General features: G+C 61.1%; 16 protein-coding genes. 8 read left to right on the forward strand and 8 right to left on the reverse strand.

All coding sequences use genetic code 11. From position 1 onward, the window contains the following. The 4 genes from OXG98_19050 to OXG98_19065 form a co-directional block, all read left to right on the forward strand. Positions 1 to 456: hypothetical protein (locus OXG98_19050; GenBank protein MCY3774106.1), on the forward strand; the 456-nt coding region annotated here is incomplete at its 5' end. A gap of 74 nt (positions 457 to 530) precedes the next feature. Further along, complete coding sequence (locus OXG98_19055; GenBank protein MCY3774107.1) at positions 531 to 926, forward strand: hypothetical protein; 396 nt, start codon at positions 531 to 533, stop codon at positions 924 to 926. A 79-nt stretch (positions 927 to 1,005) separates the two neighbouring features. Further along, complete coding sequence (locus tag OXG98_19060) at positions 1,006 to 1,914, forward strand: hypothetical protein (GenBank protein MCY3774108.1); 909 nt, start codon at positions 1,006 to 1,008, stop codon at positions 1,912 to 1,914. A gap of 10 nt (positions 1,915 to 1,924) precedes the next feature. Further along, positions 1,925 to 3,742 (forward strand): hypothetical protein, encoded by a 1,818-nt coding sequence (locus OXG98_19065; protein ID MCY3774109.1) that lies wholly within the window; start codon positions 1,925 to 1,927, stop codon positions 3,740 to 3,742. A gap of 51 nt (positions 3,743 to 3,793) precedes the next feature. Here the strand turns inward: OXG98_19065 and OXG98_19070 are convergent, their stop codons facing one another. Beyond that, a complete protein-coding gene (locus OXG98_19070; GenBank protein ID MCY3774110.1) occupies positions 3,794 to 5,095 on the reverse strand; it encodes a UDP-N-acetylglucosamine 1-carboxyvinyltransferase in 1,302 nt (433 codons plus the stop codon). 67 nt (positions 5,096 to 5,162) lie between these two features. Beyond that, a complete protein-coding gene (locus OXG98_19075; GenBank protein ID MCY3774111.1) occupies positions 5,163 to 5,696 on the reverse strand; it encodes a 2'-5' RNA ligase family protein in 534 nt (177 codons plus the stop codon). Positions 5,697 to 6,022: 326 nt separating this feature from the next. Here OXG98_19075 and OXG98_19080 point away from each other — a divergent pair, with 326 nt between their 5' ends. Together OXG98_19080 and OXG98_19085 are read left to right on the forward strand one after the other, a co-directional pair. Continuing rightward, positions 6,023 to 7,162, forward strand: coding sequence for a mandelate racemase/muconate lactonizing enzyme family protein (locus tag OXG98_19080; protein MCY3774112.1), 1,140 nt, complete (start codon positions 6,023 to 6,025; stop codon positions 7,160 to 7,162). A gap of 177 nt (positions 7,163 to 7,339) precedes the next feature. After that, positions 7,340 to 9,421, forward strand: a complete 2,082-nt coding sequence (locus tag OXG98_19085) for a pyrroloquinoline quinone-dependent dehydrogenase (protein ID MCY3774113.1) — start codon at positions 7,340 to 7,342, stop codon at positions 9,419 to 9,421. A gap of 3 nt (positions 9,422 to 9,424) precedes the next feature. Here OXG98_19085 and OXG98_19090 read toward each other — a convergent pair whose 3' ends face one another. From OXG98_19090 to serA, 5 genes are all read right to left on the reverse strand, one after another. Further along, positions 9,425 to 10,357 (reverse strand): ornithine carbamoyltransferase, encoded by a 933-nt coding sequence (locus OXG98_19090; protein MCY3774114.1) that lies wholly within the window; start codon positions 10,355 to 10,357, stop codon positions 9,425 to 9,427. Positions 10,358 to 10,382: 25 nt separating this feature from the next. After that, positions 10,383 to 12,374 (reverse strand): insulinase family protein, encoded by a 1,992-nt coding sequence (locus OXG98_19095; protein MCY3774115.1) that lies wholly within the window; start codon positions 12,372 to 12,374, stop codon positions 10,383 to 10,385. Between the two features lie 156 nt (positions 12,375 to 12,530). Then, on the reverse strand, positions 12,531 to 14,051 hold the full coding sequence (locus OXG98_19100; protein MCY3774116.1) for a pitrilysin family protein: 1,521 nt from the start codon (positions 14,049 to 14,051) through the stop codon (positions 12,531 to 12,533). Between the two features lie 81 nt (positions 14,052 to 14,132). Next, the gene (locus OXG98_19105; GenBank protein MCY3774117.1) at positions 14,133 to 14,894 is read right to left on the reverse strand and encodes a pyridoxine 5'-phosphate synthase; all 762 of its coding nucleotides are present in this window, start codon (positions 14,892 to 14,894) and stop codon (positions 14,133 to 14,135) included. Between the two features lie 267 nt (positions 14,895 to 15,161). After that, positions 15,162 to 16,790 (reverse strand): phosphoglycerate dehydrogenase, encoded by a 1,629-nt coding sequence (gene serA, locus OXG98_19110; GenBank protein MCY3774118.1) that lies wholly within the window; start codon positions 16,788 to 16,790, stop codon positions 15,162 to 15,164. A 289-nt stretch (positions 16,791 to 17,079) separates the two neighbouring features. Between serA and OXG98_19115 the strand changes: the two genes are divergently transcribed. Next, on the forward strand, positions 17,080 to 20,625 hold the full coding sequence (locus tag OXG98_19115; GenBank protein ID MCY3774119.1) for a DNA polymerase III subunit alpha: 3,546 nt from the start codon (positions 17,080 to 17,082) through the stop codon (positions 20,623 to 20,625). Positions 20,626 to 20,758: 133 nt separating this feature from the next. Here OXG98_19115 and OXG98_19120 read toward each other — a convergent pair whose 3' ends face one another. After that, positions 20,759 to 21,505: a hypothetical protein gene (locus OXG98_19120; GenBank protein ID MCY3774120.1), complete on the reverse strand. Its 747-nt coding sequence runs from the start codon at positions 21,503 to 21,505 to the stop codon at positions 20,759 to 20,761. Here OXG98_19120 and OXG98_19125 point away from each other — a divergent pair. Then, positions 21,495 to 23,480 (forward strand): DM13 domain-containing protein, encoded by a 1,986-nt coding sequence (locus OXG98_19125; protein MCY3774121.1) that lies wholly within the window; start codon positions 21,495 to 21,497, stop codon positions 23,478 to 23,480. The two genes, OXG98_19120 and OXG98_19125, sit on opposite strands and share 11 nt — an antisense overlap. Positions 23,481 to 23,490 lie beyond the last annotated feature (10 nt).

Raw genomic sequence — 23,490 nt, forward strand, 5'->3', positions numbered from 1 at the left:
ATAAGTGGGCTTAGTGGTGCTGCTGCAAAGAGTGCGACACTCGCTTGGTTTGGCGGCGGATCAATCGCATCGGGAGGCGGTGGTGTTGCTATTGGTTCAGCAGTCTTAGGAGGTGTCGTTGCAGTGCCAGCCACATTAGTAACAGGTTTTTTTATTGGCAATAAAGTTCAGAAAGTCAAAACCGAAGTAGAGAAGAAAAAGTCCGAAATGGACATTGCTCAAGCGCAAATGGTTCAGCAAATCGATGTAACTGAAATCGCACTAAAACGAATTGATGAATTGTACGATTCTATCGAGAAAACAGAACAGGCACTTGAAACCCTAGTAACCAATGGTGATCCTGCGAATCTCGATGATTTATACAGGGTAGCGCAAACCGCAAAGACTTTGGGAGAACTGTTGGACGTAGTAATCACTGACAAGAACGGGAAACTGATAGTTGATCACAATCAATAACTACAACATTCATTGTTCTTTCTACGGACAATCGAATATCCAATTTAGGTATAACTGGAAGAATAGGATAGATCATGTCTAACAGAAAAAAGTTTGTTAGGAAAACCGTAAACTCCATTGATGTGGGAGATGCGTTATCTGTTATTAAGGAGGGTATAAACTTTTACAAGATTCGACAAGAGGAGCAGACAAAGAGAGAACAGATTTGGTCAAAGAGAAGCGTTCTCATTACCGCGCTTAATAATGAAAAGGAAGCAATTCTGACATACTTCGAGCTTAGGTTCGCCGAGCGTAAAGGTGCACTCGAACAGTTTTATATCATACTTAATCGAGCAGTAGAATCTGGAAATGAAGCTCAACTCCAAACCGCACTAAACGGGATTCTAGGTGTTATACAAGAAAACCCACTTAAAGACTTTGCAGAATTCAAAAACAACATGGCGAATTCGAACTATAGGTTGGAATTGTAACTTCCTCAGAAACTGCCCTGTTCCGGATAAATCATCAACAGACTTTGTTAACTTGATACATCGCGACAAGAAATTTAGCATGATCCCCCGCGATCACTGGCTCATCGGTTCCAAGGGCGTATACCACGGCACCATCGGCGGATCCTGGACGCGCATCGGCGCCCAGGAGTACGGTATTTCGAGCCTGATCCGTGAACCGGGCCGCCTGGTGGCGGGCGCGAGCTGGGGCAGCGGACTCTGGGAATGGCCGTACGACGCGGACCAGGCCGACCAGGCCGACCAGCCTGCACATGCCGCCCAATCCGACCGCTGGAAGCAACTGCACGACGAGACGCTCACCGAGATCATGGCCATCGCAGCGATCGCAGGATCGCCGGGTGTGATTGCTGGATCCCCCTACGGCATCGCCACGGGTCGCTACGACGACCTCGGGGCGGTCCGCTGGACGCATCACTCGGACGCACTTCGCGTCAATGAGCGTTTCACCAACGCCATTCTCGTGCATCCGGAAGAGCCCACGACGTGGTTGATCGGCACCGAAGGCGGCGTACTGATCGCGGACGACTCGGGAGCGGCGTGGCGGCGGACCAGTATTTCGGGTACCGCAGTACGCGCGCTGGCGTGTATCCACGGGCAGTTCTGGGCAGGCACCGACGACAGGGGGATCTGGCGCAGCGAGGACGGTGAGCGCTGGGATTCGGCGGGCCATACGGCAGACGGAGGCGCGGTCTTCGAACTGATGCGGGTCGGCGACGATATCGTTGCCGCCACGGAACACGGCGTGGCCATCGGCGATGGATCGGGCCACTGGGTACGCAGGGGACCCCGCCACCTGTGCGCGGCCATACGATGCCATCCCGGTTCGACGTCGACGTGGCTGGCCGGCGCCACACCGGGCGGGCTGTGGTACACGGATGATGGCGGCCACACGTGGCATCAGATTCCGGGATTCGTAAACGTTCGCGCAATTATTGCACCAGAAGCATAGAAAACAATACATGGACCAGGCAACTTACAACAGGCAGGTCGACGAGCGGGCCGACCGGGTCGTCCGAAACTGGTCGAAGCGGGACGGCGGCGGTCTCTGGGATCTGAACGCGCACCTGGCGACGGGCATGGACGACGCGAAGGTAGTAGACATCGTGCGGAACGCGCTTTCGGACCAGACGGACGGATGGGGAGGCCGCCCCGCCGGCGGTCCGTTCCACGTATATCCCTGCGGCGCGCTCATCGCCCGGTGGCCCGACCGGCTGCCGGAGGAAGCTTTGGGGATCATCCGGGATTTCATGATGGACGGTGTCCTCGAGCGCGGCAACACGGAGAACCACTGGCTGATGTTCTACGTGGGCAACCTGCTGGCGGCGGAACGGTGGCCGGACGCGAATTACATGTGGAACGGCCTGTCCGCGGAAGCCAACCGGGCCGAGGCCATGCGCTGGATCCTCGGGATGATCGAACGCACCGCCGTCAACGGCCACCACGAATACGACTCCCCCCAGTACCACGTGGAGCACATGGTGCCGATGATCACGCTCGCGGACCACGCTGCCGACCCCCACCTGCGCCACCAGGTCGAACAGGTGCTGGCCCTGTACGTGGCGGACATGGCACTGGAGTATTACTACGGATCCTGGGCGGGCGGTCACAGCCGCGAAGGCTACCGGGAGAACACCTGGAGGAAATCCGGCGCGATCTCCGCGTTGCAGTACTTATATTTCGGCGACGAGGAGTTCGAACCAAAGCACCACGTCCATGGCTTTTGCATTCCGCCGGCCACGGCCGCCTACCGACCTCCGGCTCTATTCGCGGAGATGGCGGTGGACCGGTCCACGGCCCACGTCGTCAAGAAGACCAAGGCGCCCAGGACGATCTACCGCCGCGTAGAGCACGAGGCGCGGCCGATCCGGAAGTACACTTACATGAGTCCGTCCTTCGCCCTCGGGTCGTCGCAGCTGGGCCTGCCGGGCCCCGGGGCCGGCCCCATCGACCTGATTTCCTGGGACCTGACGTGGCGGGGAGAGAACCATCAGGCCAAGATCTGCTGCAATCACCCCTATCGCAGCCCGGAACGGTTCAGCGCCTTTCTCGTGGGCTATCCGCAGCAGATCAGAAGGCAGATCGGATCCGACAAGCCCTATCTACAGTGGCCCGATCGGCTCTTCGGGGCGTCGCCCTACGAGCGAATGATGCAGCACGAGGGCACCGTCATCGTCCTGTACAAGATCCCGCCCGACGACGAGGCGCCTTTCATCAACCTGTTTCTGCCCCGGTCGATCGGCTGGGTGGAACGCGACGGCTGGATCATGGGAGATACCGGCGCCGGCGCCTATATCGCCCTCTATCCGATCGGTCCCTACGCGTGGTCGGAGATCCGGGAGGAAGGGTCCATGCGCCACTTGGCGGCGAATCCCGACCAGATCGACGGCTGGCTCCTCAGGATCCCGGACCTGCATGGCGGACTGGTGCTTGAAGCCAGGGAGGCGGACAGCGAGCAATCGTTTGAAGCGTTCTGCGCGCGCCGGGCCGCTTTATCACCCGACCTGTCCGGATGGCCGGGGAGCGACCGCGTCGCCGTCGAGACGCTGGACGGAAACCAGATGGAGATGTACTTCGATGGCCAGCATGGTCAGCATGGCCAGCACAGGGTGGACGGCGAGGCCATCGACTACGACGCCTACCCGCTGTACGAGGCGCCCGGGGTGGACGCGCCTGCCGGAACAGGCAAGATGACGTTTCGCAAGGGGGACCAGGAAGTCAGGCTGGACTTCGGAGTCGACGCCTCGAAACCCCTTCTGCCCATACGGGTGATCGGCTAGTAAAGCGCGACGGCTATATTCACCACCCACACCGCCACCCCCGCCTTCCCCTCAGTCTTCTTCCAACCCGTCCCACGACACTTCCGCGCCCAGGGCGCGCAGGTTCTCCACGAAATTCGGATGGGCCCGGTTGATGGACTCCGCGCCGTTGATGACGCTCGTGCCCGGGATGCTCGCGGCGGTCATGTACAGGGCCACGGCCGCCCGGATGATGTAGGGCGCTTCCACCGTGGCCGGCTGAAGGGGACGATTGCCGAAGACGATGATGCGGTGGGGGTCGTTGATGACCGCGTGGGCGCCGAACTTGACCAGTTCCGAGATCCAGAAGAAGGCGCCTTCGTACACCTTGTTCCAGAACATGATCGATCCCTCGGCCCGGATGGCCAGGGGGATCATCAGGGGCAGGAGATCGGCGGGCAGGTAGGGCCAGGGCGCGGCCTCGATCTTGGCCAGGATATTGGACGTGAAGGGGTTCTCGACCCGGTGTGGCTGGCCGTTCCGTACCAGCGCGGTATCGCCCTCGTATTCGACGGTCACGCCCAGTTTCCTGAAGCAGCGGTTGATCAGGTCGAAATGGTGGGGTATGGCCTGCTCGACCCGCACTTCGCCGCCCGTCATGGCGCCCACGGCCAGGAACGTCGTGATCTCGTGATGATCGGGCGTGATCTCCACCGTACCGCCGCCGAGACGGTCCACGCCCTGGATGTGCAGGACGTTCGCCCCGATGCCCTCGATCCTCGCTCCGAGGGCGTTGAGGAAATGGCACAGGTCCTGCACGTTGGGTTCGCACGCCGCGTTGACCAGGGTCGATCGGCCCTCGCCCAGGACCGCGGCCATGATGAAGTTCTCCGTCCCGGTCACCGATACATAATCCTGCCAGATCCGGTCGCCCCTGAATCGGCCGTTCAGTTCGAATTCAATGGGATCTTCCGAAACGATGCGGCCTCCCAGCGCGCGCAGTACGTCCACGTGCGGGTCGATCTCCCGAACGCCGAGGGCGCATCCCTTGACGTTCGCGAAGCGGATGGACCGGGTGCGGTGCAGCAGGCCGGGCAGGAGGAGCAGGGCCGAGCGCATGCCTTCCGGCAGGGCCACCTCGCCGGTGTCGTCATGGAATCCGGCGTTGTTGACCCGAAGCGAACCGGCGTCCCGGTCCCAGTCGATCCGGGAGCCCAGGGCTTCGAGGAACGTGACGATTTTCTGCACATCGGTGATGTCCGGCACGTTCCGGATCGTCACCGTCTCGTCGGTCAGCAGTGTGGCGCAGAGAATGGGCAGCACGGCGTTCTTGTTGCCGGACGGAACGACCGTGCCGGAGAGGGGTTTTCCGCCTTCGACGATCAGACTGGCCATGGGGATCCTTACAGATTCGATGTGCTAACGGGGTTTTCGGCAAACATGTTTGCGGCTCATAGTAATGCTAACCTAATGCACAGGTAAACAGTTCCTTCACGGGGCGGAATTCGACCAGGCCGATTTCACGGAACCGTCCCGAAATCGGTTGGAAGGCCTCACGACCGTACGCCACGGCCTCGATCACTTCGGCCGCCGACAGATCGATGGCGACCGTACAGTGCGGCACCCAGTTGCCGGGCAGGTAGTAGTCCATGCCCGTGTTATCTTGATTCGAAAACACCTCGTGAAACCGCGCGTGGACTTCCAGCAGCCGTCGGGTTACCACGGGCGCCAGGAACACCACCCCTTCCTGGCCGGGGAAAGTCCCCAGGCTGCTCAACTTGAAGTCGAACGGATCGATGGATCGCGCGAATTCGAGCAGTCGATCCGGGAAATCGTTCGTATCGAGACCGTCGTCGTAGACCGCGAGAGAAACGTGAGGCCGGGCATCGAGTTCCGACAGGGAAGGTTGCCCCAGGGCCGCGCCCAGACCGTCCCAGATATCGAGAACGGCCCGTTCGCTTTCATCGTCGTAAAACAGTTCGATCGCGTAACCCATCAAATCAAGATACGTATTGGAAAATGCAAGTCAACCACACCGAAAAACAGCGTCTACTGGTAAACTGACTCACCGGCGACCGCTCGCTTCCGGCGCATATATCCGTCCTTGACCGCTCGCTTCCGGTCGGCCTGCCCTTCCTTGACAGCCCGAATTCACCCGTCTATCTTTCAGAGACCGTATGACCCTGATCGTCATCTGAATTACACTTGAAGCAAGCTACGTAAGCCAGCGTCCGGCGTCTCATTCAATAGAGGCCGGCGTCCGGCACCCCGGCAACCCGGCACCTTGAACGTCCTGCACCCGGCCATCCGGAGTCCTCCACGATGAAAATAACCGCCATCAAAACGTATGCCGGCACCTTCGGGAACCGCTCCCGGGGCCTGGTGAAGGTGGAGACGGACGAAGGGCTGTACGGCTGGGGAGAGGCCTACTCGGTCGGTCCGGACAAGTCTGTTGAACCGATCGCCGACTACATCTTCGAGATGATTAAGGGAGAAGACCCCCGCCGCATCGAATACATCATGCTGAAACTGTTCCAGCAGTTCCGCTTCCCGCCGGGTGGGACGGGCCTGGCCGTTATGTCCGCCGTGGATCACGCCCTTTGGGATATCAGCGGCAAGGCGGCCGGCCTACCGGTGTACATGCTTCTGGGCGGGACCGTCCGGGACCGGGTCCGGGTGTATCACGGCGTCGGCGGGAACGCGGACGACTTCGTGGAGCGAGCCAGTGCGCTACACGAGGCGTGGGGGTTCACGGCGTTCAAGACCAGCCCGTACCAGGTCGATATCGAGGCAGAACGGTGGGGCCGGGTCTGCAGCGCCGCCTCACGGTTTTTCGAGGATGTGCGGAACAACACGCCCGACGAATGGGAGATCGCCTTCGATCCCCACGCCCGGATATTCGAACCGATCAGGGCGCTGCAGCTCGCCAACGCTCTGGCGCCTTACGACCCCTATTTCTACGAGGAGCCACTCCGTCCGGAACACCTGCCCGCCTGGTCCCGGCTGCGGTCGCAGATGCAGGTCCCGCTGGCCACGGGCGAGTCGTTGTACACGCGCTTCGAGTTCCTCGAGCTCATGGCCGCGCAGGGCGCCGACATCATCCAGCCGGACGTCTGCGTGTGCGGCGGCCTGCTGGAGATGCGCAAGATCGCCGCGATCGCGGAGGCGCACTACGTCACCATCGCTCCGCACAATCCCATGGGACCCCTGGCCACCGCCGTCAACGTGCACTTCGCGGCGGCCACCCCCAATTTCAAGATCCTCGAGTACGTCCTGCCCGTGGGCACGGAATGGGAGCATTGCATTATCGACCCCTACCTGCCCGAAGACGGGTACCTGCCGCTTCGCGATGCGCCCGGTCTCGGTATCGACGTGGATGAAGAAGTGGTGAAGGACTACGAGGTAGTGCACTGGCAACGCACGTGTTACGTCCGTCCGGATGGGTCTACGGGGTATATCTGATCGACCGCGCGATCGATGAGGCACATCGCACACTCGTTGAGACGTACTGCGATGTAGATGAGAAACATCGCGACGTAGATGAGACATACTGCGATACAGTTGTACAATTGTACAATAGGTTAGGCTGTTATTAAAATGCAGAAAAGGAAACCACCAGCGATATGGGGAGAAACGCAAATGAGTAAGTTACGTCCGAACACGAGGCTGGCGGGGTTGGCGACACCTTCGAATCCTGCGAAACCGGCCGGGCCGGCGAAACAGGATGGTCCGGCGGGCAGGACCGGTCTGGCGGGAATGACGGGACTGATGCTCACGGTCCTTTGCCTCGGCGCGTTGTCGTCCTGCGCGGATGACGCCCTCCAGACCAGTGACGCCTTCCAGGTGGAATGGCGCGCGTACGCCGGCGATCACGCGAGCACCAAGTACGCTCCCCTGCACATGATCGACCGGCATAACGTGATGGACCTCGAGGTCGTGTGGCGCTGGGATTCCATCGATAACGCCATCCTGGAGGCGGATTCGACTCTTCGGGTGTTCGTGAACGAAGCGACGCCGGTGAAGGTCGGTGGCGTGCTGTACACGAGTACGGCCCTGAGCCAGGTGGCGGCCATCGACGCGGCCACGGGGGAAACGATATGGTCATTCGATCCCGGGACGTGGGAGGATGGTACGCCCGCGAACGTGGGTTTCGTTCATCGCGGCGTGGCCTACTGGGAGGAGGGCGATGACCGGCGCATCCTCTATGCCACGGGTGACGCATGGCTCATCGCGCTGGACGCGGGTACGGGCGAACCGATCCCGGGCTTCGGCAATAACGGCCGCGTGGACCTGACGAAGGGCCTGCGCCGTCCCGTCGACCGGAGTCTCTACGCCGTTTCGAGTCCGCCGGCGATCGTCCGCGGGGTGGTCGTGGTGGGGGCGACGGTGCTGGATTCATTCGCCGTCGACAGGATGCCCGACGCCGCCATGCCGCCGGGTGACGTGCGTGGGTTCGACGTGCGGACGGGCGAACAGAAGTGGGTGTTCCAGACCATACCGCAGGAGGGTGAGTACGGCAACGAGACCTGGCTGGACGAGTCCTGGAAGACCGCGGGCAGCACGAACGTGTGGACGTGGATGAGCGCGGACGAGGAACTCGGCAACGTCTATCTGCCGGTCAGCACGCCCACCAACGACTTCTACGGCGGCCACCGGCTCGGCGACAATCTCTTCGCCGAGAGCCTCGTCTGCCTGAACGCGGAAACGGGGGAGCGGGTCTGGCACTTCCAGACGGTGCATCACGGCATCTGGGATTACGATCTGCCCGCCGCGCCGATCCTGGTGGACATCACGGTGGACGGCCGCGAGATCAAAGCGGCGGTCCAGGTCACCAAGCAGGGGTTCACCTTCGTCTTCGACCGGATAACCGGAGAGCCGGTCTGGCCGATCGAGGAACGGGAGACGCCGCCGTCGACCGTACCCGGGGAAAACGCCTCGCCCACGCAGCCCTTCCCCTCGAAACCGGCGGCCTTCGAACGCCAGGGACTGACGGAAGACGACGTCATCGATTTCACGCCCGAACTGCGCCAGGCGGCCCTGGAAGCGATCGCGGAATACGACCATGGCCCGCTTTTCACGCCGCCGACCACAAGAGGCGTGATTGCGGTGCCCGGGCTGGTGGGCGGAGCGAGCTGGTCGGGGGCGGCCGTGAACCCGGAGACGGGGATGCTGTACGTGCCGTCCTACAGCCTGCCGGCCATCATGACTGTGAACGAGTCGGAAGAGGACGCGCCGTATACCTACACCGGCCGGTTCGCCTACGGACCCACCGTCATGGACGGCCTGCCGGTGATCAAGCCGCCCTACGGCCGCATCACCGCCATCGATCTGAACACGGGTGAGCACCTGTGGATGAGTCCGGTGGGCAGCGGACCCCGCAACCACCCGGCCCTGGAAGGCCTGGAACTTCCGCCCCTGGGGTGGGACCGCCGGACCTTCCCGTTGCTGACGAAGTCGCTGCTGTTCGCCGCCCAGATGGGGATCGTGCTGGACAGGAAAGTGTCGGACCGCGGCAACGCCATGACCTACGATTCCGAGAGCAACGAGGCGTTCCTGCGCGCCTTCGATCCGGATACGGGCGATCTGATCGCGGAGATCCCGCTACCCGGCAACGCGACGGGCAATCCCATGACCTACATGATGGGTGCAAAACAGTACATCGCCGTACCGATAGGCGGGGCGTCGGAAAGGGCGGAACTAGTGGTGTTGGGCCTGCCGTAAGGACTACAACCGGTTCAGCAACCGCAGCATGATGGCCTTCTGCGCGTCCAGGCGGTTCTCGGCCTGGTCGTAGATGATCGACTGCTCGTGCTCGATCATGTCCTCGGCGATTTCGTAGCCGGGATGGATGGGCATGTCGTGCATGATCTTCGCATGGCTGCCGGCGAGCAGGGACGCGGTGATCTGGTAGGGCATCATGATCCCGCTCCGTTTCTCCTTCTCGGCCGCGTAGGCGGGATCGTTGAAGAGTTCCATGTCGAGCCAGGTATCCGTATAGACGTAATCGGCGTCCGCGACCGCCGCTTCGGCCTCCAGCGTCTCCGTGAGCAGCCCCCGGTCCAGCAGCTTCTTACGGCTTTCCTCGTCCACACTGGCCGGTTCCCGGATCGGGCAGACCAGCGTCAGGTGCACGCCCAGCGGCGCGGCGATGGAAACCAGCGAGTTGACCACGTTGTTGTACACGCCGATATAGGTCAGCCGCGCGCCTTCCACCCCCTCCGGACGGTCTTCCGCGATGGTCAGCACGTCCGCCAGGGCCTGGCAGGGGTGGTACAGGTTGCAGCACCCGTTTATGACCGGCACCGTGGAGGCCTTCTCCATCTCCAGCAGGTCCCGGTTGTCTTTCAGCCGGGCCATGATGATCGCGGCGTTGCGTCCAAGGTACCGCGTCTCGAAGCGCACCTTGCTCAGGGTGAAGTTGGTCGTCATCCAGTCCAGGTTGATGGCGTGTCCGCCCATCTCGGTCATGCCCGCCTCGAAGGACACCCGGGTTCGCGTGGAGGTCTTCTGGAAGATCATGACCAGCGTGTTGCCCTGCATGCGGCCCTGGTATTCCCAGCGGTAGTGCTTAACGCGCCGGGCCAGGTCCAGGATCTCCACGATCTCGCCGTCGTCCCAGTACTTCCAGTCGATCAGGTGCTTGATGTTTGCGGACATGCTTCCGTCCTTTCAGACGCGTCCTTTATTCAGGCGTCGCAAAGGCGTCGGCCGGAATCTCCGGGTTGATTTCGATGGTCTGGGTCACCGACTCACCGCTGGGATTCCCGTTCTGTTTCATCGACTCCTTGAAGGGCAGTTTGATCCCCCCGACTTCGCGGTAATCGCTCATGGTCGATTCGGCCTCCACGGGACCCTGCTGGGACATGGACTGGCCGGCCTTTTTGTACGGCAACATGGTCTCCGCGTCCAGGTACAGCCTGAAGGGGTTCAGATCCGGAGGCGTGATCAGAAGCGCTTCCGCCGTCCTTCCTTCGATCTCTTCCTGCCCGATATGTTGCACCGTCAACCCCTCAGCGTCCATCCGGCTGTATAAAAAGACCAGGTTCCGCCAGAGTTCCTCTCGCATCGAATCCCGCTGGTGGTCCGGAAGGGGCTGTGTATTGCCCATGGGGTCGACCACCCAGGCCCGGTCTCCGGTCAATATCATATCGATGTTTCCCATCGGCGTCTGCATCGTCGTCTTCATTCTATCCGGAAACGCGACCAGGCTTTCCACGCCGATGGCCATCTCGCCCATGGGCTGAATCACCGTGACCTCCGCAGTCACCCGGACCGCCTGAACCGCGGCCAGTGCGTCGAGCCCTCCCATGGCCTCGGCCGAGCGCGCCAGCAGTTCCCTGCCCCTGGCCACGTCGTCCTCGGTGGCTTCCGGGGCTTCCATGGTCGGAACCGCGATGGTCACGTCGATCTCGTTGACCTCACCGAACGCCGACAGCGGCTCGTCGAAATCCTGGTCGTTCCCGACCACGATGAGGCGCACCTTGTCCGGCTGCAGGTATTCGCGGGCCACGCGCTTGACGTCTTCCACGGTCACCTTCTCGACCTCGGTCTTGGTCTTCTCGAGAAAATCCTGAGGGTAGCCGTAGTACTCGTAGGTCATCTGCCGGTTGATGATTTCCCGGCGGGTATCGAAATTGAAGACGAAGGAATTCAGGAAACTGTCCTTGGCCAGGCCCAGTTCCTCTTCCGTGATTTCATCGGTCTTCATCCGCTCCACCTCGTGCAGGAGAGACCGGATCGCCTGTGCCGTGGTTTCCGACTTGGTCATGCACGCCACGTAGAAAATACCGGGGTAAGTGTAGTTGGCGCTGTAGATGCCGAAGACGGCGTACGCCAGGCCCTGCTCCGATCGCACGTTGCGAAAGAGCCGACCGGAAAACCCGCCGCTGAGGATGTCGTTCATGACCCGCAGGGCGAAGTAGTCTGGATTGTCCATGACGCCGCCGATGTGGCCGAGGACGACCGTGCTCTGGTTGATGTCGTCTTTCCGGATGAAGTTCACCGAACTGTCGAAGGCATAGTCGACGCCGGGCAGATCGGGCCGCACGAACCCGGCCTTCTCCCATCCTGCGAAGACGTCGGAGATCTTCTCAACCATCTCATCCGTATCGAAATCCCCCCACACGCCGAACATGGTGTTGTCCGGGTGGAACCAGGCCTGGTGAAAGGCCACGAGGTCCTCCCGGGTAATAGCGTCGATGGTGGCGTATTCGGGGTGCCGCGCGTACACGCTCTCCGCGCCGTAGATCAGCTTGCGGTATTCCCGGAAGCCCATGTCGGTCGGATCGTCGTTCCGCCTGGCGATCGAGGACCGCGCGGTGACCTTCTCCAACTCGATCTTGTCATCCGGAAAAGCGGGATTCATGAGAACGTCCGCGAGAATGGGCAGCACGGTATCCACGTTGTCCTTCAGAACCGACATGAAGGCGGAGCCGGAAACCAGGCCGATACTCGTTTCCACAGCTGCCCCGAGACCCTCAAGTGTCTCGTCGATCTCGTCGCCCGACATGGTCGTGGATCCCCCCGTGCGCATTACCGCGCCGGTGATCCCGGCCAGGCCGATCTTGTCCGCCGGTTCGTTGACGGAGCCCACGCCGAAGCGGGCGCTCAGGTTGATCATCGGAAGCCGGTGGTCTTCCACCAGATAGAGGATGATCCCGTTATCCAGGACCACCCTGGTTGGCGTCGGGGTGACTTCTGGGCCGTGGCCGGCATAGTCGTATAGGCCAGTCCTGCCAGCATCAGGCCAAGTGTAGCGACTTTCAGACGGGTGCTGCGCATGGGTTCGACTCCTGTGTTCAGGGCAAAGGATGTTCGCTTCGGTCCGTGGTTATTCGGTTCCGTCATCATCCTTGGTAACGATCGAAGCCACCGTCCGGTTCTTGGAAACCAGGTACTGGTTGGCTACGCGCTTGATATCTTCGGCGGTCACCTCATTGATCGCGTCGATACTGTGGAAGAGGTTACGCCAGTCACCGGTAAGTACATGAAAATAAGCCATTTGAAGCGCAAGCCCCATGTTGGAATCGAGCTGGCGGATCAGATTTACGCGGGCGCGCACTTTCGCCCTGGACAGTTCCTCTTCGGTAACTTCCTCGTTTCGGATGCGTTCGATTTCCTCTTCGATGGCTTTCTCCGTATCCGCTGCGGTATAGTCCTTACTCGGAAAGGCGAAAAACACCATCATGTTGGGGTACTTGCTGCCGGGGAAGTCCGTGAAAGAGGAGGCGTTCACCGCGATTTTCTGTTCCTTGACGAGTTTGGTATACAGGCGGCTGGTGCGGCCGCTTCCCAGGATATCCGACAGTACGTTGAATACCACGTCGTCTTCGTGGTTGATGTCGACTTTGTGGTAACCCATCAGGATCACCGGCTGCGACCTGTCTTCCATGATCACGCGGCGCTCCGCGAGTTGCGGTGGCTCGGTCGTCTCAACCGGTTCGATCGAAGGCCCTGCCGGCAGGCGACCGAAATACTCGTGTGCCAGTTCCTTGACGTGCGCGGGATCCGCGTCGCCCGAGATGATGATGGTCAGGTTGTCGGCGCCATAGTACCTCCGGAAGAATTCCATCGCCTCCGCGCGGGTCATGGAATCCAGGTCCGACATGTGGCCCAGGGTCGGCTCGCCGTAGGGATGGGCCTTGTAGGCCGTACTCAGCATCTCCTCCACTAGGCGTCCGACCGGACTGCTTTCGCTCATACGACGTTCTTCCTTGACCACGTCCCGTTCTATGAAGAACTCCCGGAGCACCGGGTCAAGGAAGCGGCTGGACTCCAGCGCGAAGAACAACTCGAGCTTGTTGGAGGGGAGACTGTAGAAATACCGCGTGGCATCCCGGCTGGTCGTGGCATTCAACCCCGTGCCGCCGGCGCGATCGATGGCTTCGTCCATGGCGTTGGACCGGGCGAGTTCCCGGGCCGCCTTCTTGGCGTCCTCGAAGGCCTGCTCCAGGCTCGCCAGGCGCTCGGGGTCGGCCAGGTGGCCCTTGTGCCGCTCGCTCCGGAGATCATCGAATATTTCGTCCACTTTCTCCATGGCCGCGTACTCGGCTTCCAGGTCCATGGCGCCGATGGTCGTGGTACCCTTGAAGGCCATGTGCTCGAAGACGTGGGCCAGGCCCGTGATGCCCTTGACCTCGTCCACGGAGCCGACGTCCGCATAGGTCAGGACGGTGAGGACGGGGGCGTCATGGTTCTCCACCACGATGAAGGTGAGTCCGTTGTCGAGGGTGAATTCCGTGACGTTCTTCTCGAAGGCGGCCAGGTCCTGGGACTGCGCCGGACCGGACGGGCCGGACAAGGCAAGGATCGCGATCACCATGGGGATGTATCGCGTCAATCGGGTTTTCATGGGTAAAACCTCCAGGAGAAACCTGTTTTGGGGTTTAGTGCTAAGGTCCAATGGGATACGTGCTGGATAGTGATCATTTGACTAAGTGCTGGTTGAAATCGTCTTCGCCTTTTCAAGTTCGTCCAGGTACGCGCCCACGGCGTTTTTCAATCCCATGTCCAGCGCGTCGGCAACCAGTGCGTGGCCGATGGAGACCTCGAGTACGTTCGGCACGGTACCGCAGAACACCGCCAGGTTGTCCAGGTTGAGATCGTGCCCCGCGTTGACGTCCAGTCCGATCTCGTGGGCGTGTTCCGCCGCCCTGGCGAAGGATGACAGGACGGGCTGCATCTGTTCCGGTCCTTCTGAAAACGCAACGGCATAAGGTTCGGTGTACAGTTCGATCCGGTCCGCGCCGATATCCGGAACCCGCTCGATCTGGTCCAGGTCCGCGTCCATGAACAGGCTGACCCGGCAGCCGAGGCCCTTCAGTTCAGCGATGATCGGTTTGAGTCTTTCGGCGTTGGCCTTCACGTCCCAGCCGTGGTCCGAAGTGAAGGCATTCGGGTCGTCGGGGACCAGCGTGGCCTGTGTGGGCCGGACCTTGCGGACGATATCCATGACCTGGTGGAAGGGATTGCCCTCGATATTGTATTCGATCTCCGGGTAATCCCTCAGCATTTCGGCCAGGTCGTCCACGTCGCCGGGCGTGATATGCCGCTGGTCGGGCCGCGGGTGCACCGTGATTCCGTAGGCGCCGGCCTCGATCGCGGTCCGGGACGCGCCCGTCACACTGGGAATGCCGTGCAGGCGCGTGTTCCGCAGGAGGGCTACCTTGTTTACGTTGACGCTGAGTTTAGTCATGAGTTCCGTCTCCGATACACCGGCGCCGGTCGCCGCGGTCGTATGGACTTTCCTGTAGCCGCTGTCTACCGGATTTTGCGGTCGCTGCCACACCATCGCGGCGCCCGTCGGCATCAGTCCTTTCGAAACCGACTGAATAGATTCTGTATTCCCTTGAACTACTGTTTTCCTTCAAACGTTCCGCGTTCAGTTCCGCCGGCCGGGCCGCGTCTTCGGTCTTGCCGTGCCGCCGGCCGGGCCGCTGGAAGTTCCTGCGTCTGTCCGCTTTCACCCCGGCATCCACGGAGGCAGGGCTCCGTGGGCCGGCAATCGAATGAACCGCGCACCGTTGATGGCCGGGTGGCGCAGAATCTCGTCGATGGACTCCTGAGGCGGAACGTCGTCCAGGTTCAACACCCCCACCGCCTTCCCACCGGGTTTATTCCCCAGCCTTCCGACGGCCATCTGGGCGATATTGACCTTATACCGCCCGAAGGTGTCGCCGATGGCTCCGACGATGCCGGGCACGTCGCTGTGGTTGAAAACCAGAAGATTGCCGTCCAGGTAGGCCTCCATGCGATGATCTCCCAGGCGGATCAACCGGGGCATGTTGTTGCCGAACACCGTTCCGTCGGCCCGGAATGTCTCGCCGGCGCAGTCGATTTCCACACTGATGGCCGAGGTGAAAAAGCCCGCCGCGCTGCGGGTCTCCTCGGTCAATTGAATTCCCCGTTCCCGAAGCAGCATCTCGCCGTTGATGATGTTCACTTCTTCATCGAGGGCATGTTCCAGCAGCCCCGCGCAGAAGGCGGAGGTGAGCAGGCGCGTGTTCTCATCGACGACCTTGCCCCGGTAGGTGAGGCGGCAGGCGCGCGGACCGCCGCTGTGCCACTGGGAAAGCAGGATGCCCAGCCGGTAGGCGACGTCGAGATAACCGCCCAGCGTCTGGAACGTACTCGAATCGATGGTGACGGCGTTCACGGCGTGGCGGACTTCGCCCGTGACCAGGAAGTTGACCAGCAGGTCCACGGCTTCCACCGCGACGTCGGCCTGCGCCTCTTCCGTGCTCGCCCCGAGATGGGGCGTACAGAGCACGCCGGGCATGCGGAAAAGCGGACTGTCGACACAGGGCTCTTCTTCGTATACGTCCAGCGCCACGCCGGCGAGCTTCCCGGATTCGAGGCCCCGGATCAACGCTTCCTCGTCGTAAATCCCCCCGCGGGCGCAATTGACCAGCCGCGCCCCCGGTTTCAGCAGGTCGATTTCGCCGTGGCTGACCAGGTGTCGCGTCTCCGGTGTCAGGGGCGTATGCACGGTCAGGTAGTCCACCTCGGGCAGCAGGTCGCGCACGTCGTCGACGTACTCTACGCCCAGCTTGCCGGCCTGCTCGGGCGAAAGAAAGGGATCGAAGCCGATGACGCGCATGGCGAAGGCCCTGGCCCGCGCGGCGACTTCCCGTCCGATGCGACCCATGCCGATGATGCCCAGGGTCTTGCCCGCGAGCTGGACGCCGGTGTACATGCCGCGGTCCCACCGTCCTTCCAAGAGACTCCGGTTCGCCGGTGCGATGTTGCGTGACAGGGCCGCCATGAGGGTAAAAGTGTGTTCCGCCGTGCTGAGGGTATTGCCGGTCGGCGTGTTCATGACCACGATGCCCTGGCGGGTCGCCGCCGCCCGATCGATGTTGTCCGTCCCCACGCCAGCGCGGACGATACCGCGGAGGCGCCGGTTGCCCTTAAGCGCGTCCGCCGTGATCTTCGCCTCGCTCCGGCAGATCGCGCCGTCGTATTCCAGGAGGGCGTCGCGCAGCGCCGCGCCCCCAAGGCCGGTGCGCACCTCGTGGGTTACCTCTTCCGCCCGGGCGAGCCGGTCGAGCCCTTCCCGGGCCAGCTTATCAAGGACGATGATGCGATGCATGACGCGCCGGGCACTCCGTTTCCGTGATCTTGACACCTGTCTGAAAACCGGCCGGATAGACGGCCTGATCGTCGGCCTGATCGAAGCCTTGACGCACACTACGCGAATCGCGCTCAGACCCACTCGAAAAAAACGTAAAATACCTTGCGCCAGCGGTTCTTAACAACCTATTTTTCCAGTGTAGTCTCGTATTTTCACGCCCACATCGAAACCCATCGGCATCTCGAAAGGCAGCACCCCACCCATCCGCAACAGGTGAACTGCGGTGTCTGCCTGAAGGACGAACCCTGTGCCCTCGTTCGTACACCTGCACAACCATACCCACTACAGCCTGCTCGACGGCGCCAGCCGAATCGAGGATCTTGCCTCTGCCGCCAAAGCCTTTGGCATGCCCGCCGTGGCCATGACCGATCACGGAAACATGTTCGGCGCCGTCGAATTTTACAAGACGGTGAAGGACGCGGGACTCCAACCGATTATCGGCTGTGAATTGTACCTGGCGCCGGGCAGCCGGAAGGAAAGACGTCCGGTAAGAAACGGCGAAAGGGCCGACCAGACGACCCACTTCGTCGTGCTCGCGCAGAATGCGGCGGGCTACCGGAACCTGATGAAGCTCACCTCCGCCGGGTATCTCGAGGGATTCTACTATAAGCCGCGCGTGGACATGGAGTTGCTGGAAAAGCACAGCGAGGGGTTGATCGCCCTTTCCGCCTGCGCCAAGGGACCGCTGGCCAACCTGGTGGTCGATGGCCAGGTAGACCAGGCTAGAACGAAGTGCGGTCAGCTCAAGGAGCTGTTCGGATCCAACTTCTACCTGGAGATACAGGATCACGGGCTGGAATTCGACAAGCCCATCAACAACGCGATGATCGACTTCTCCCGGGAGTTCGACCTCCCCATCGTCGCGACCAACGACGCCCATTATCTCAGGCGCGACGACGCGCCGGCCCAGGACGTGCTGGTATGCATTCAGACCGGGAAGGAGTTGAACGACCCCAAGCGGCTCAGGTTCGCCACCGATTCGCTCTACTTCAAAAATGCGGACGAAATGGGCCAGTTGTTCGGCCATGTCCCGGGCGCCCTGGGGAACACGGTATCGATCGCCGAGTCGATCGATTTCGAACTGGAAATGGGCACGTTCAAGTTCCCTCATTTCCCCCTTCCCGAGGGATATGACAGCCCGGACGCCTACCTGCGCAAGCTGTCTTTCGACGGCATGGCGGCTCGTTACGAGACCGTTACCCCGGAACTGAAGGCGCGGCTCGAATACGAACTGGGCGTCATCAGCCAGATGGGCTATCCGAGTTACTTCCTCATCGTCGAAGATATCGCCCGGTTCGCCGCGGAGCAGGGCATCCCGCTTATGACGCGGGGGTCCGGCCTGGGATGCATGGTGGCGTACGTGCTGGGCATTACGAACATCGACCCCATCAGTTACGGGCTGCTTTTCGAACGCTTCCTGAATCCCGAGCGCGTCAGCATGCCCGACATCGACATCGATCTCGCGGACCGCGAACGCGACAAGGTCATCAACTACGTGGTGGAGAAATACGGTAAGAACAGCGTGGCCCAGATCATCACCTTCGGGACCATGGGGGCGAAGGCGGCGATCCGCGACGTGGGGCGCGTCCTCGGCATGAGCTACGGCGACGTGGACCGCGTGGCCAAGCTGATCCCCACTGAATTGAAGATCACCCTCGACCGGGCTATCGACCAGGTCCCGGAACTCCGGCAGATGGCCGAAGGCGGCGGCACGGAAAGCCAACTGATCCAGTACGCGAAGACCCTGGAGGGGCTCGCCCGCCACGCCTCCGTGCACGCGGCGGGCGTGGTGATCACGCCGGGCGAGCTGACCGACTACGTGCCGCTGTACAAGCCCAGCAACAAGGATACGATCGTCACCCAGTATCCCGGCGAGCTCATGGAGGACATCGGCCTGCCGAAGATGGACTTCCTGGGATTGCAGAACCTGTCGGTCATCCAGGACGCCCTCGCGATGATCAAGGAGACGACAGGTGACGTAATCGAACTGGATGACATTCTCCTGGATGATCCGAAGACCCTGGAACTGTTCCGCAGGGGCGAGACCACGGGGATCTTCCAGTTCCACAGCGGCTGGCTGCACGAATTCCTTCGGCGCCTGCATCCGGACGGCGTCGACGACCTGATCGCAATGAACGCGCTCTGCCGGCCCGGCCCCCTGAACGGCGGGGTGGTGGACGACTACATCGACCGCAAGCACGGACGCAAGGAGGTCACCTATCATCACGCCGTGATGGAGACGGCCCTGCAGGAGACCTACGGCCTTATCGTCTACCAGGAGCAGGCCATGCAGATCGCCCGGGACATGGCGGGCTACACCCTGGGCCGCGCCGATTTCCTCCGGAAGGCCATGGCCAAGAAACAACCCGAAGTCATGGCCGAAGAACGGCGGAATTTCGTCGACGGCGCCGTTGAGAACGGCATAGAGAAAAGTATCGCGGAAGAAGTATTCGGCCTGATCGAGTATTTCGGGGGTTACGCCTTCAACAAGAGCCATTCGGCGGGCTATGCCGTACTCGCTTTCCAGGAGGCCTACCTGAAGGTACACTATCCGGTGCCTTTCATGGCCGCGCTGTTGTCGAACACCATGTCCAACACCGAAGAAATCGTCGTGCTGATCAACGAATGCAGGAAAATGGGCATCGAGGTGCGGCCGCCCGACGTCAACAGAAGCGACAAGACCTTCGCCGTGGAAGGGAATTCCATCCGGTTCGGACTCTGCGCGATAAAGAACGTGGGGCAGTCCGCGGTGGATTCCATAGTCGAAGCGAGGAAGGAACATGGATCCTTCGAAGATGTGTTCGGGCTCTGCGAGCACATCGATCTGCGGCTGGTCAACAAGCGGGTGCTCGAAAGCCTGATACAGGCCGGCGCCTGCGACAGCCTCGAGGGACACCGGGCGCAACTCATGGAAGTGCTCGACACGGTCATAGAGGGCGCGCAGACCCGTCAGAACGACCGGGAAAAGGGACAGACCTCTCTTTTTGAGCTCGACGCGACGGGATCGGGCGCCGGGCTGGAAATACACAAGCCCGTGTTGCCGATCGTCGCCCGGTGGCAGGCAAGCCAGGAACTGGGCCTCGAGAAGGAACTGCTCGGGTTTTATGTGACGGGGCATCCACTGAAGGAGTACGAGGAAGACATCCGGGCATTCACGACGGCGGAAATGCGCCGCCTCGATCACGTCAACGGCCGGCAGGACAGCGTCGTGGTCGGCGGCATCGTGACCGAGATCAAGCCCATCGTGGACCGGAACGGCAAGACCATGGCCTTCATCACGCTCGAAGACTTCTCCGGATCGGGCGAGGTGCTCGTCTTTTCGGAACCGTACGCCCTCCATCGGGAACTGGTGACCATCGACGCGTTGATCCTCGTGCACGGACACATATCGAAGAAAGAAGAGGATAACAAGATCATTGCTTCCGAGATTATATCACTGACGGATGCCCGTGATAAACTGGCGCGGTCCGTCGTGGTGACCATGGAGCACGAACAGGTCGCGGATGAAAATCTCGCATCGCTCAAGAACGTGCTGGCCACCTACCCGGGAAGCTGCGACGTGGTGCTTGAAGTGGCGACGGCCAATCACGGCGAGGTCGGCGTCAAGGCGGGAGGTGATTTCCGGGTCAGGCCCTCGGACGAGTTGCTGAAGACGCTGCGGGAATCGATCGACGCGAAGCGCATACGATTGGCCGGCGGCTCTGCGCAAAGCGGCGCCAGCGGGTGGAAGTCCGTGGAGATGAACGGCCGGAAACGGAACGGTGGAAGCCGCTGGAACGGGAACGGGAAATAGGTCTTAGCGAATTCTGGTAAAGTAACAAGAAGCCGATGTAACAAGAAGTCGACTCACATACGCAGGATCGTGCGAGCCGGTCTGGTGAGTTGGCTTGGTATGGTATGTATCGACATGAAAACGTAGTGACGCCTTACGTTACGGTGGGAGGTTGTATGTCATACAGAATGATCACGACATGTTTAGCCATGCTGGTTTTTGCAGGCGGCTTTCTGGTCGCAGGTTGCGGCGGCGGCGATTCACCGACCAGTCCGCCCACTACCCAGCCGCCCGCACCGCCTCCAACACCACCCCCGGCTCCAACGGTCTCCGTAGTCGAAATCAGTCCGAACGCGGTATCTCTGGAGGTGGGCAGGACGCAAGGGTTCGTTGCGACCGCCAAGGCTTCCGACGGCACCGTGATAAGCGGCGTCAATTTCACGTGGTCCAGCAACAATACCGCTGTCGTGACCATCAATTCAGCCGGCGTGGCAACCGCGGTAAGCGCCGGCACGGCCACGATCAGCGCTACTGGAAACGGCATTACGAGCGGACCTGCGACGATCACGGTCACCGTGGCCGCCGTGGCCAGCGTATCTGTCAGTCCATCCTCGACACAGGAATTGATGGTGGGTGAAATGGTGACCTTCACGGCAACGGCCCGGACAGCGGGAGGCGCCGTCCGAGATGGTGTCAGCTTCTCATGGGCGAGCAGCGACACCAGCGTTGTGACCATTACTTCCGACGGTGTGGGCACAGCCGTTGGTGCAGGTACGGCTTCGGTCCGCGCTACGGCGGACGGCATTGCGAGTTCGCCGGTAACGATAAACGTGGCCGAACCCCCGCCTCCCGAGCCGGTGGTATCGACGGTGACGGTGAGTCCACCCTCAATGATGATCATGGTCGGAGGCATGTTCCAGTTCACGGCGGTTGCCACGACTTCCGACGACATGGTGATTGATGACGTGGATTTCACCTGGATGAGCGACGACGAGGAAGTCGCCACGGTGGATGAAACCGGGTTGGTAACGGCAGTCGCCGCCGGTACGGCAATGATAACGGCCACGGGGAATGGCGTGACGAGTATGCCCGCGACGGTCACCGTGGCGGAATCGGTGCAGGAAGTCGACAGCGTAGAGATCGTGGACGCGATGCCGGTGATGCTCGAGATAGGCGGTACGCACCAACTCATAGCCGTCGCCCGGACTTCAGATGGGACCATGATCGGTGGTGTGACCTTCGCGTGGTCAAGCGACGACAACGAGGTGGCGACCGTTGATTCAACCGGGCTGATTACCGCGGTAGGAGCAGGCATGGCGGATGTTACCGCCATGGCAGAAGAAACAACTTCCGAACCGGTGAGCGTCACGGTTGCCGAACCGCCAGAAGTAAATCGAGTTGCCGTGGAGCCGATGACAGCGACGATCGAAGAAGGTGAGATGCAGCAGTTTACCGCGACAGCCTATGACTCGGACGACATGGAGATCACGGGCAAGACCTTTACGTGGAAAACCGGAAGTACAACCGTAGCAACCATAGACGAAATGGGTCTCGCTACCGGCGTGGGTGGGGGATCCACGACGATAACCGCAACGGTTGACGATATATCCGGTACGGCCAAGTTGAAGGTGACCGGGCAGCCGGATCCTGAACCTGATCCCGAACCCCCGCCTGATCCGCCTGATCCGCCGCCTCCACCTGATCCGCCGCCGCCCGAACCAATGGTGGCATCCGTGACGGTGAGTCCGCCGTCGGCGTCGATTGAGGAGGGCGATACGCAGCGGTTCTCTGCGACGGCCTATGACTCGGATAACATGGAGATAACTGGCAAAACGTTTACGTGGATGAGTAGCATGACCTCCGTTGCCACGGTAAGTCCATCGTCAGGGACGGCTACGACTGCTACAGGGGTCGATGCCGGCTCCACGACGATAACGGCGTCCGTGGACGGCAAGTCAGGCACCGCGACACTGATGGTTACCGTGCCGCCTCCTGTTGTCGATCGGGTCACCGTGTCCCCATCGTCTCCTTCGATCGAGGAAGGCGATACGCAGCAGTTCTCTGCCACCGCGTACGATTCGGATGACATGGAGATAACAGGGAAGACCTTTGCCTGGTCGAGCAGCAACACCACGGTCGCGACCATCAACAGCTCGGGTTTGGCCACGGCAAGGGATGCAGGATCCACGACGATAACGGCGTCCGTGGACGGCAAGTCCGGTACGGCGACCCTGACTGTGACCGACCCCCCGCCGCCCCCTGTGGACCGGGTCGCGGTGTCACCATCGTCCCCTTCGATTGAGGAGGGCGAGACACAGCAGTTTTCGGCTACTGCCTATGCCTCGGATAACACGAAAATAACGGGCAAGACCTTTACCTGGACGAGCAGTGACACCTCGAAAGCAACGATCAACTCCTCCGGGTTGGCTACAGGAAAGGATGCAGGATCCACGACGATAAGAGCATCGGTGGACGGCAAGTCCGGTACGGCGACGCTCACGGTGACGGCACCACCTCCGCCGCCACCGCCTCCGATGTTGAAGAGTCGAACCGCAACGATTTCGGGCAGTTATTCAGCTGCTGGGAATGTAACATTAAGTGAAGTTGCTGGCGGGCAACTCAAGCTGACAATAACCGGTTTTAGGAGCACTGCGCCTGATACGTGGTTGGCGCTATCAGAGAATCCGAACATTGACTGGGCCGTGGGAGAAACTTTGCCCAGCACCGCGCGCAGTTTCGGCGAAGTTACAGGTATGACTAGTATTACGAGTACGTTCACACCCCCATCGGGCAAGGATATAGACTCCTACGACTATGTCATCCTCTATTGCAGGGCGTTCGACTTGCGAATTTCCTCGAATGCTCTGAGTAACTAGACCACAAGGG

It is taken from the genome of Gemmatimonadota bacterium (assembly GCA_026706345.1).
Taxonomy (GTDB): Bacteria; JAAXHH01; JAAXHH01; order JAAXHH01; family JAAXHH01; genus JAAXHH01.

Coding starts and splice junctions, on each gene's coding strand:
- OXG98_19060 (MCY3774108.1), top strand. CDS start 1,006: ATGATCCCCCGCGATCACTGGCTCATCGGTTCCAAGGGCGTATACCAC.
- OXG98_19070 (MCY3774110.1), bottom strand. CDS start 5,095: ATGGCCAGTCTGATCGTCGAAGGCGGAAAACCCCTCTCCGGCACGGTC.
- OXG98_19075 (MCY3774111.1), bottom strand. CDS start 5,696: ATGGGTTACGCGATCGAACTGTTTTACGACGATGAAAGCGAACGGGCC.
- OXG98_19100 (MCY3774116.1), bottom strand. CDS start 14,051: ATGAAAACCCGATTGACGCGATACATCCCCATGGTGATCGCGATCCTT.
- OXG98_19120 (MCY3774120.1), bottom strand. CDS start 21,505: ATGATCATCATTGAGGGTGGACTCACCGTCACCGTCGATACCACCGGC.
- serA (MCY3774118.1), bottom strand. CDS start 16,790: ATGCATCGCATCATCGTCCTTGATAAGCTGGCCCGGGAAGGGCTCGAC.
- OXG98_19055 (MCY3774107.1), top strand. CDS start 531: ATGTCTAACAGAAAAAAGTTTGTTAGGAAAACCGTAAACTCCATTGAT.
- OXG98_19085 (MCY3774113.1), top strand. CDS start 7,340: ATGAGTAAGTTACGTCCGAACACGAGGCTGGCGGGGTTGGCGACACCT.
- OXG98_19105 (MCY3774117.1), bottom strand. CDS start 14,894: ATGACTAAACTCAGCGTCAACGTAAACAAGGTAGCCCTCCTGCGGAAC.
- OXG98_19080 (MCY3774112.1), top strand. CDS start 6,023: ATGAAAATAACCGCCATCAAAACGTATGCCGGCACCTTCGGGAACCGC.
- OXG98_19065 (MCY3774109.1), top strand. CDS start 1,925: ATGGACCAGGCAACTTACAACAGGCAGGTCGACGAGCGGGCCGACCGG.
- OXG98_19090 (MCY3774114.1), bottom strand. CDS start 10,357: ATGTCCGCAAACATCAAGCACCTGATCGACTGGAAGTACTGGGACGAC.
- OXG98_19125 (MCY3774121.1), top strand. CDS start 21,495: ATGATGATCATGGTCGGAGGCATGTTCCAGTTCACGGCGGTTGCCACG.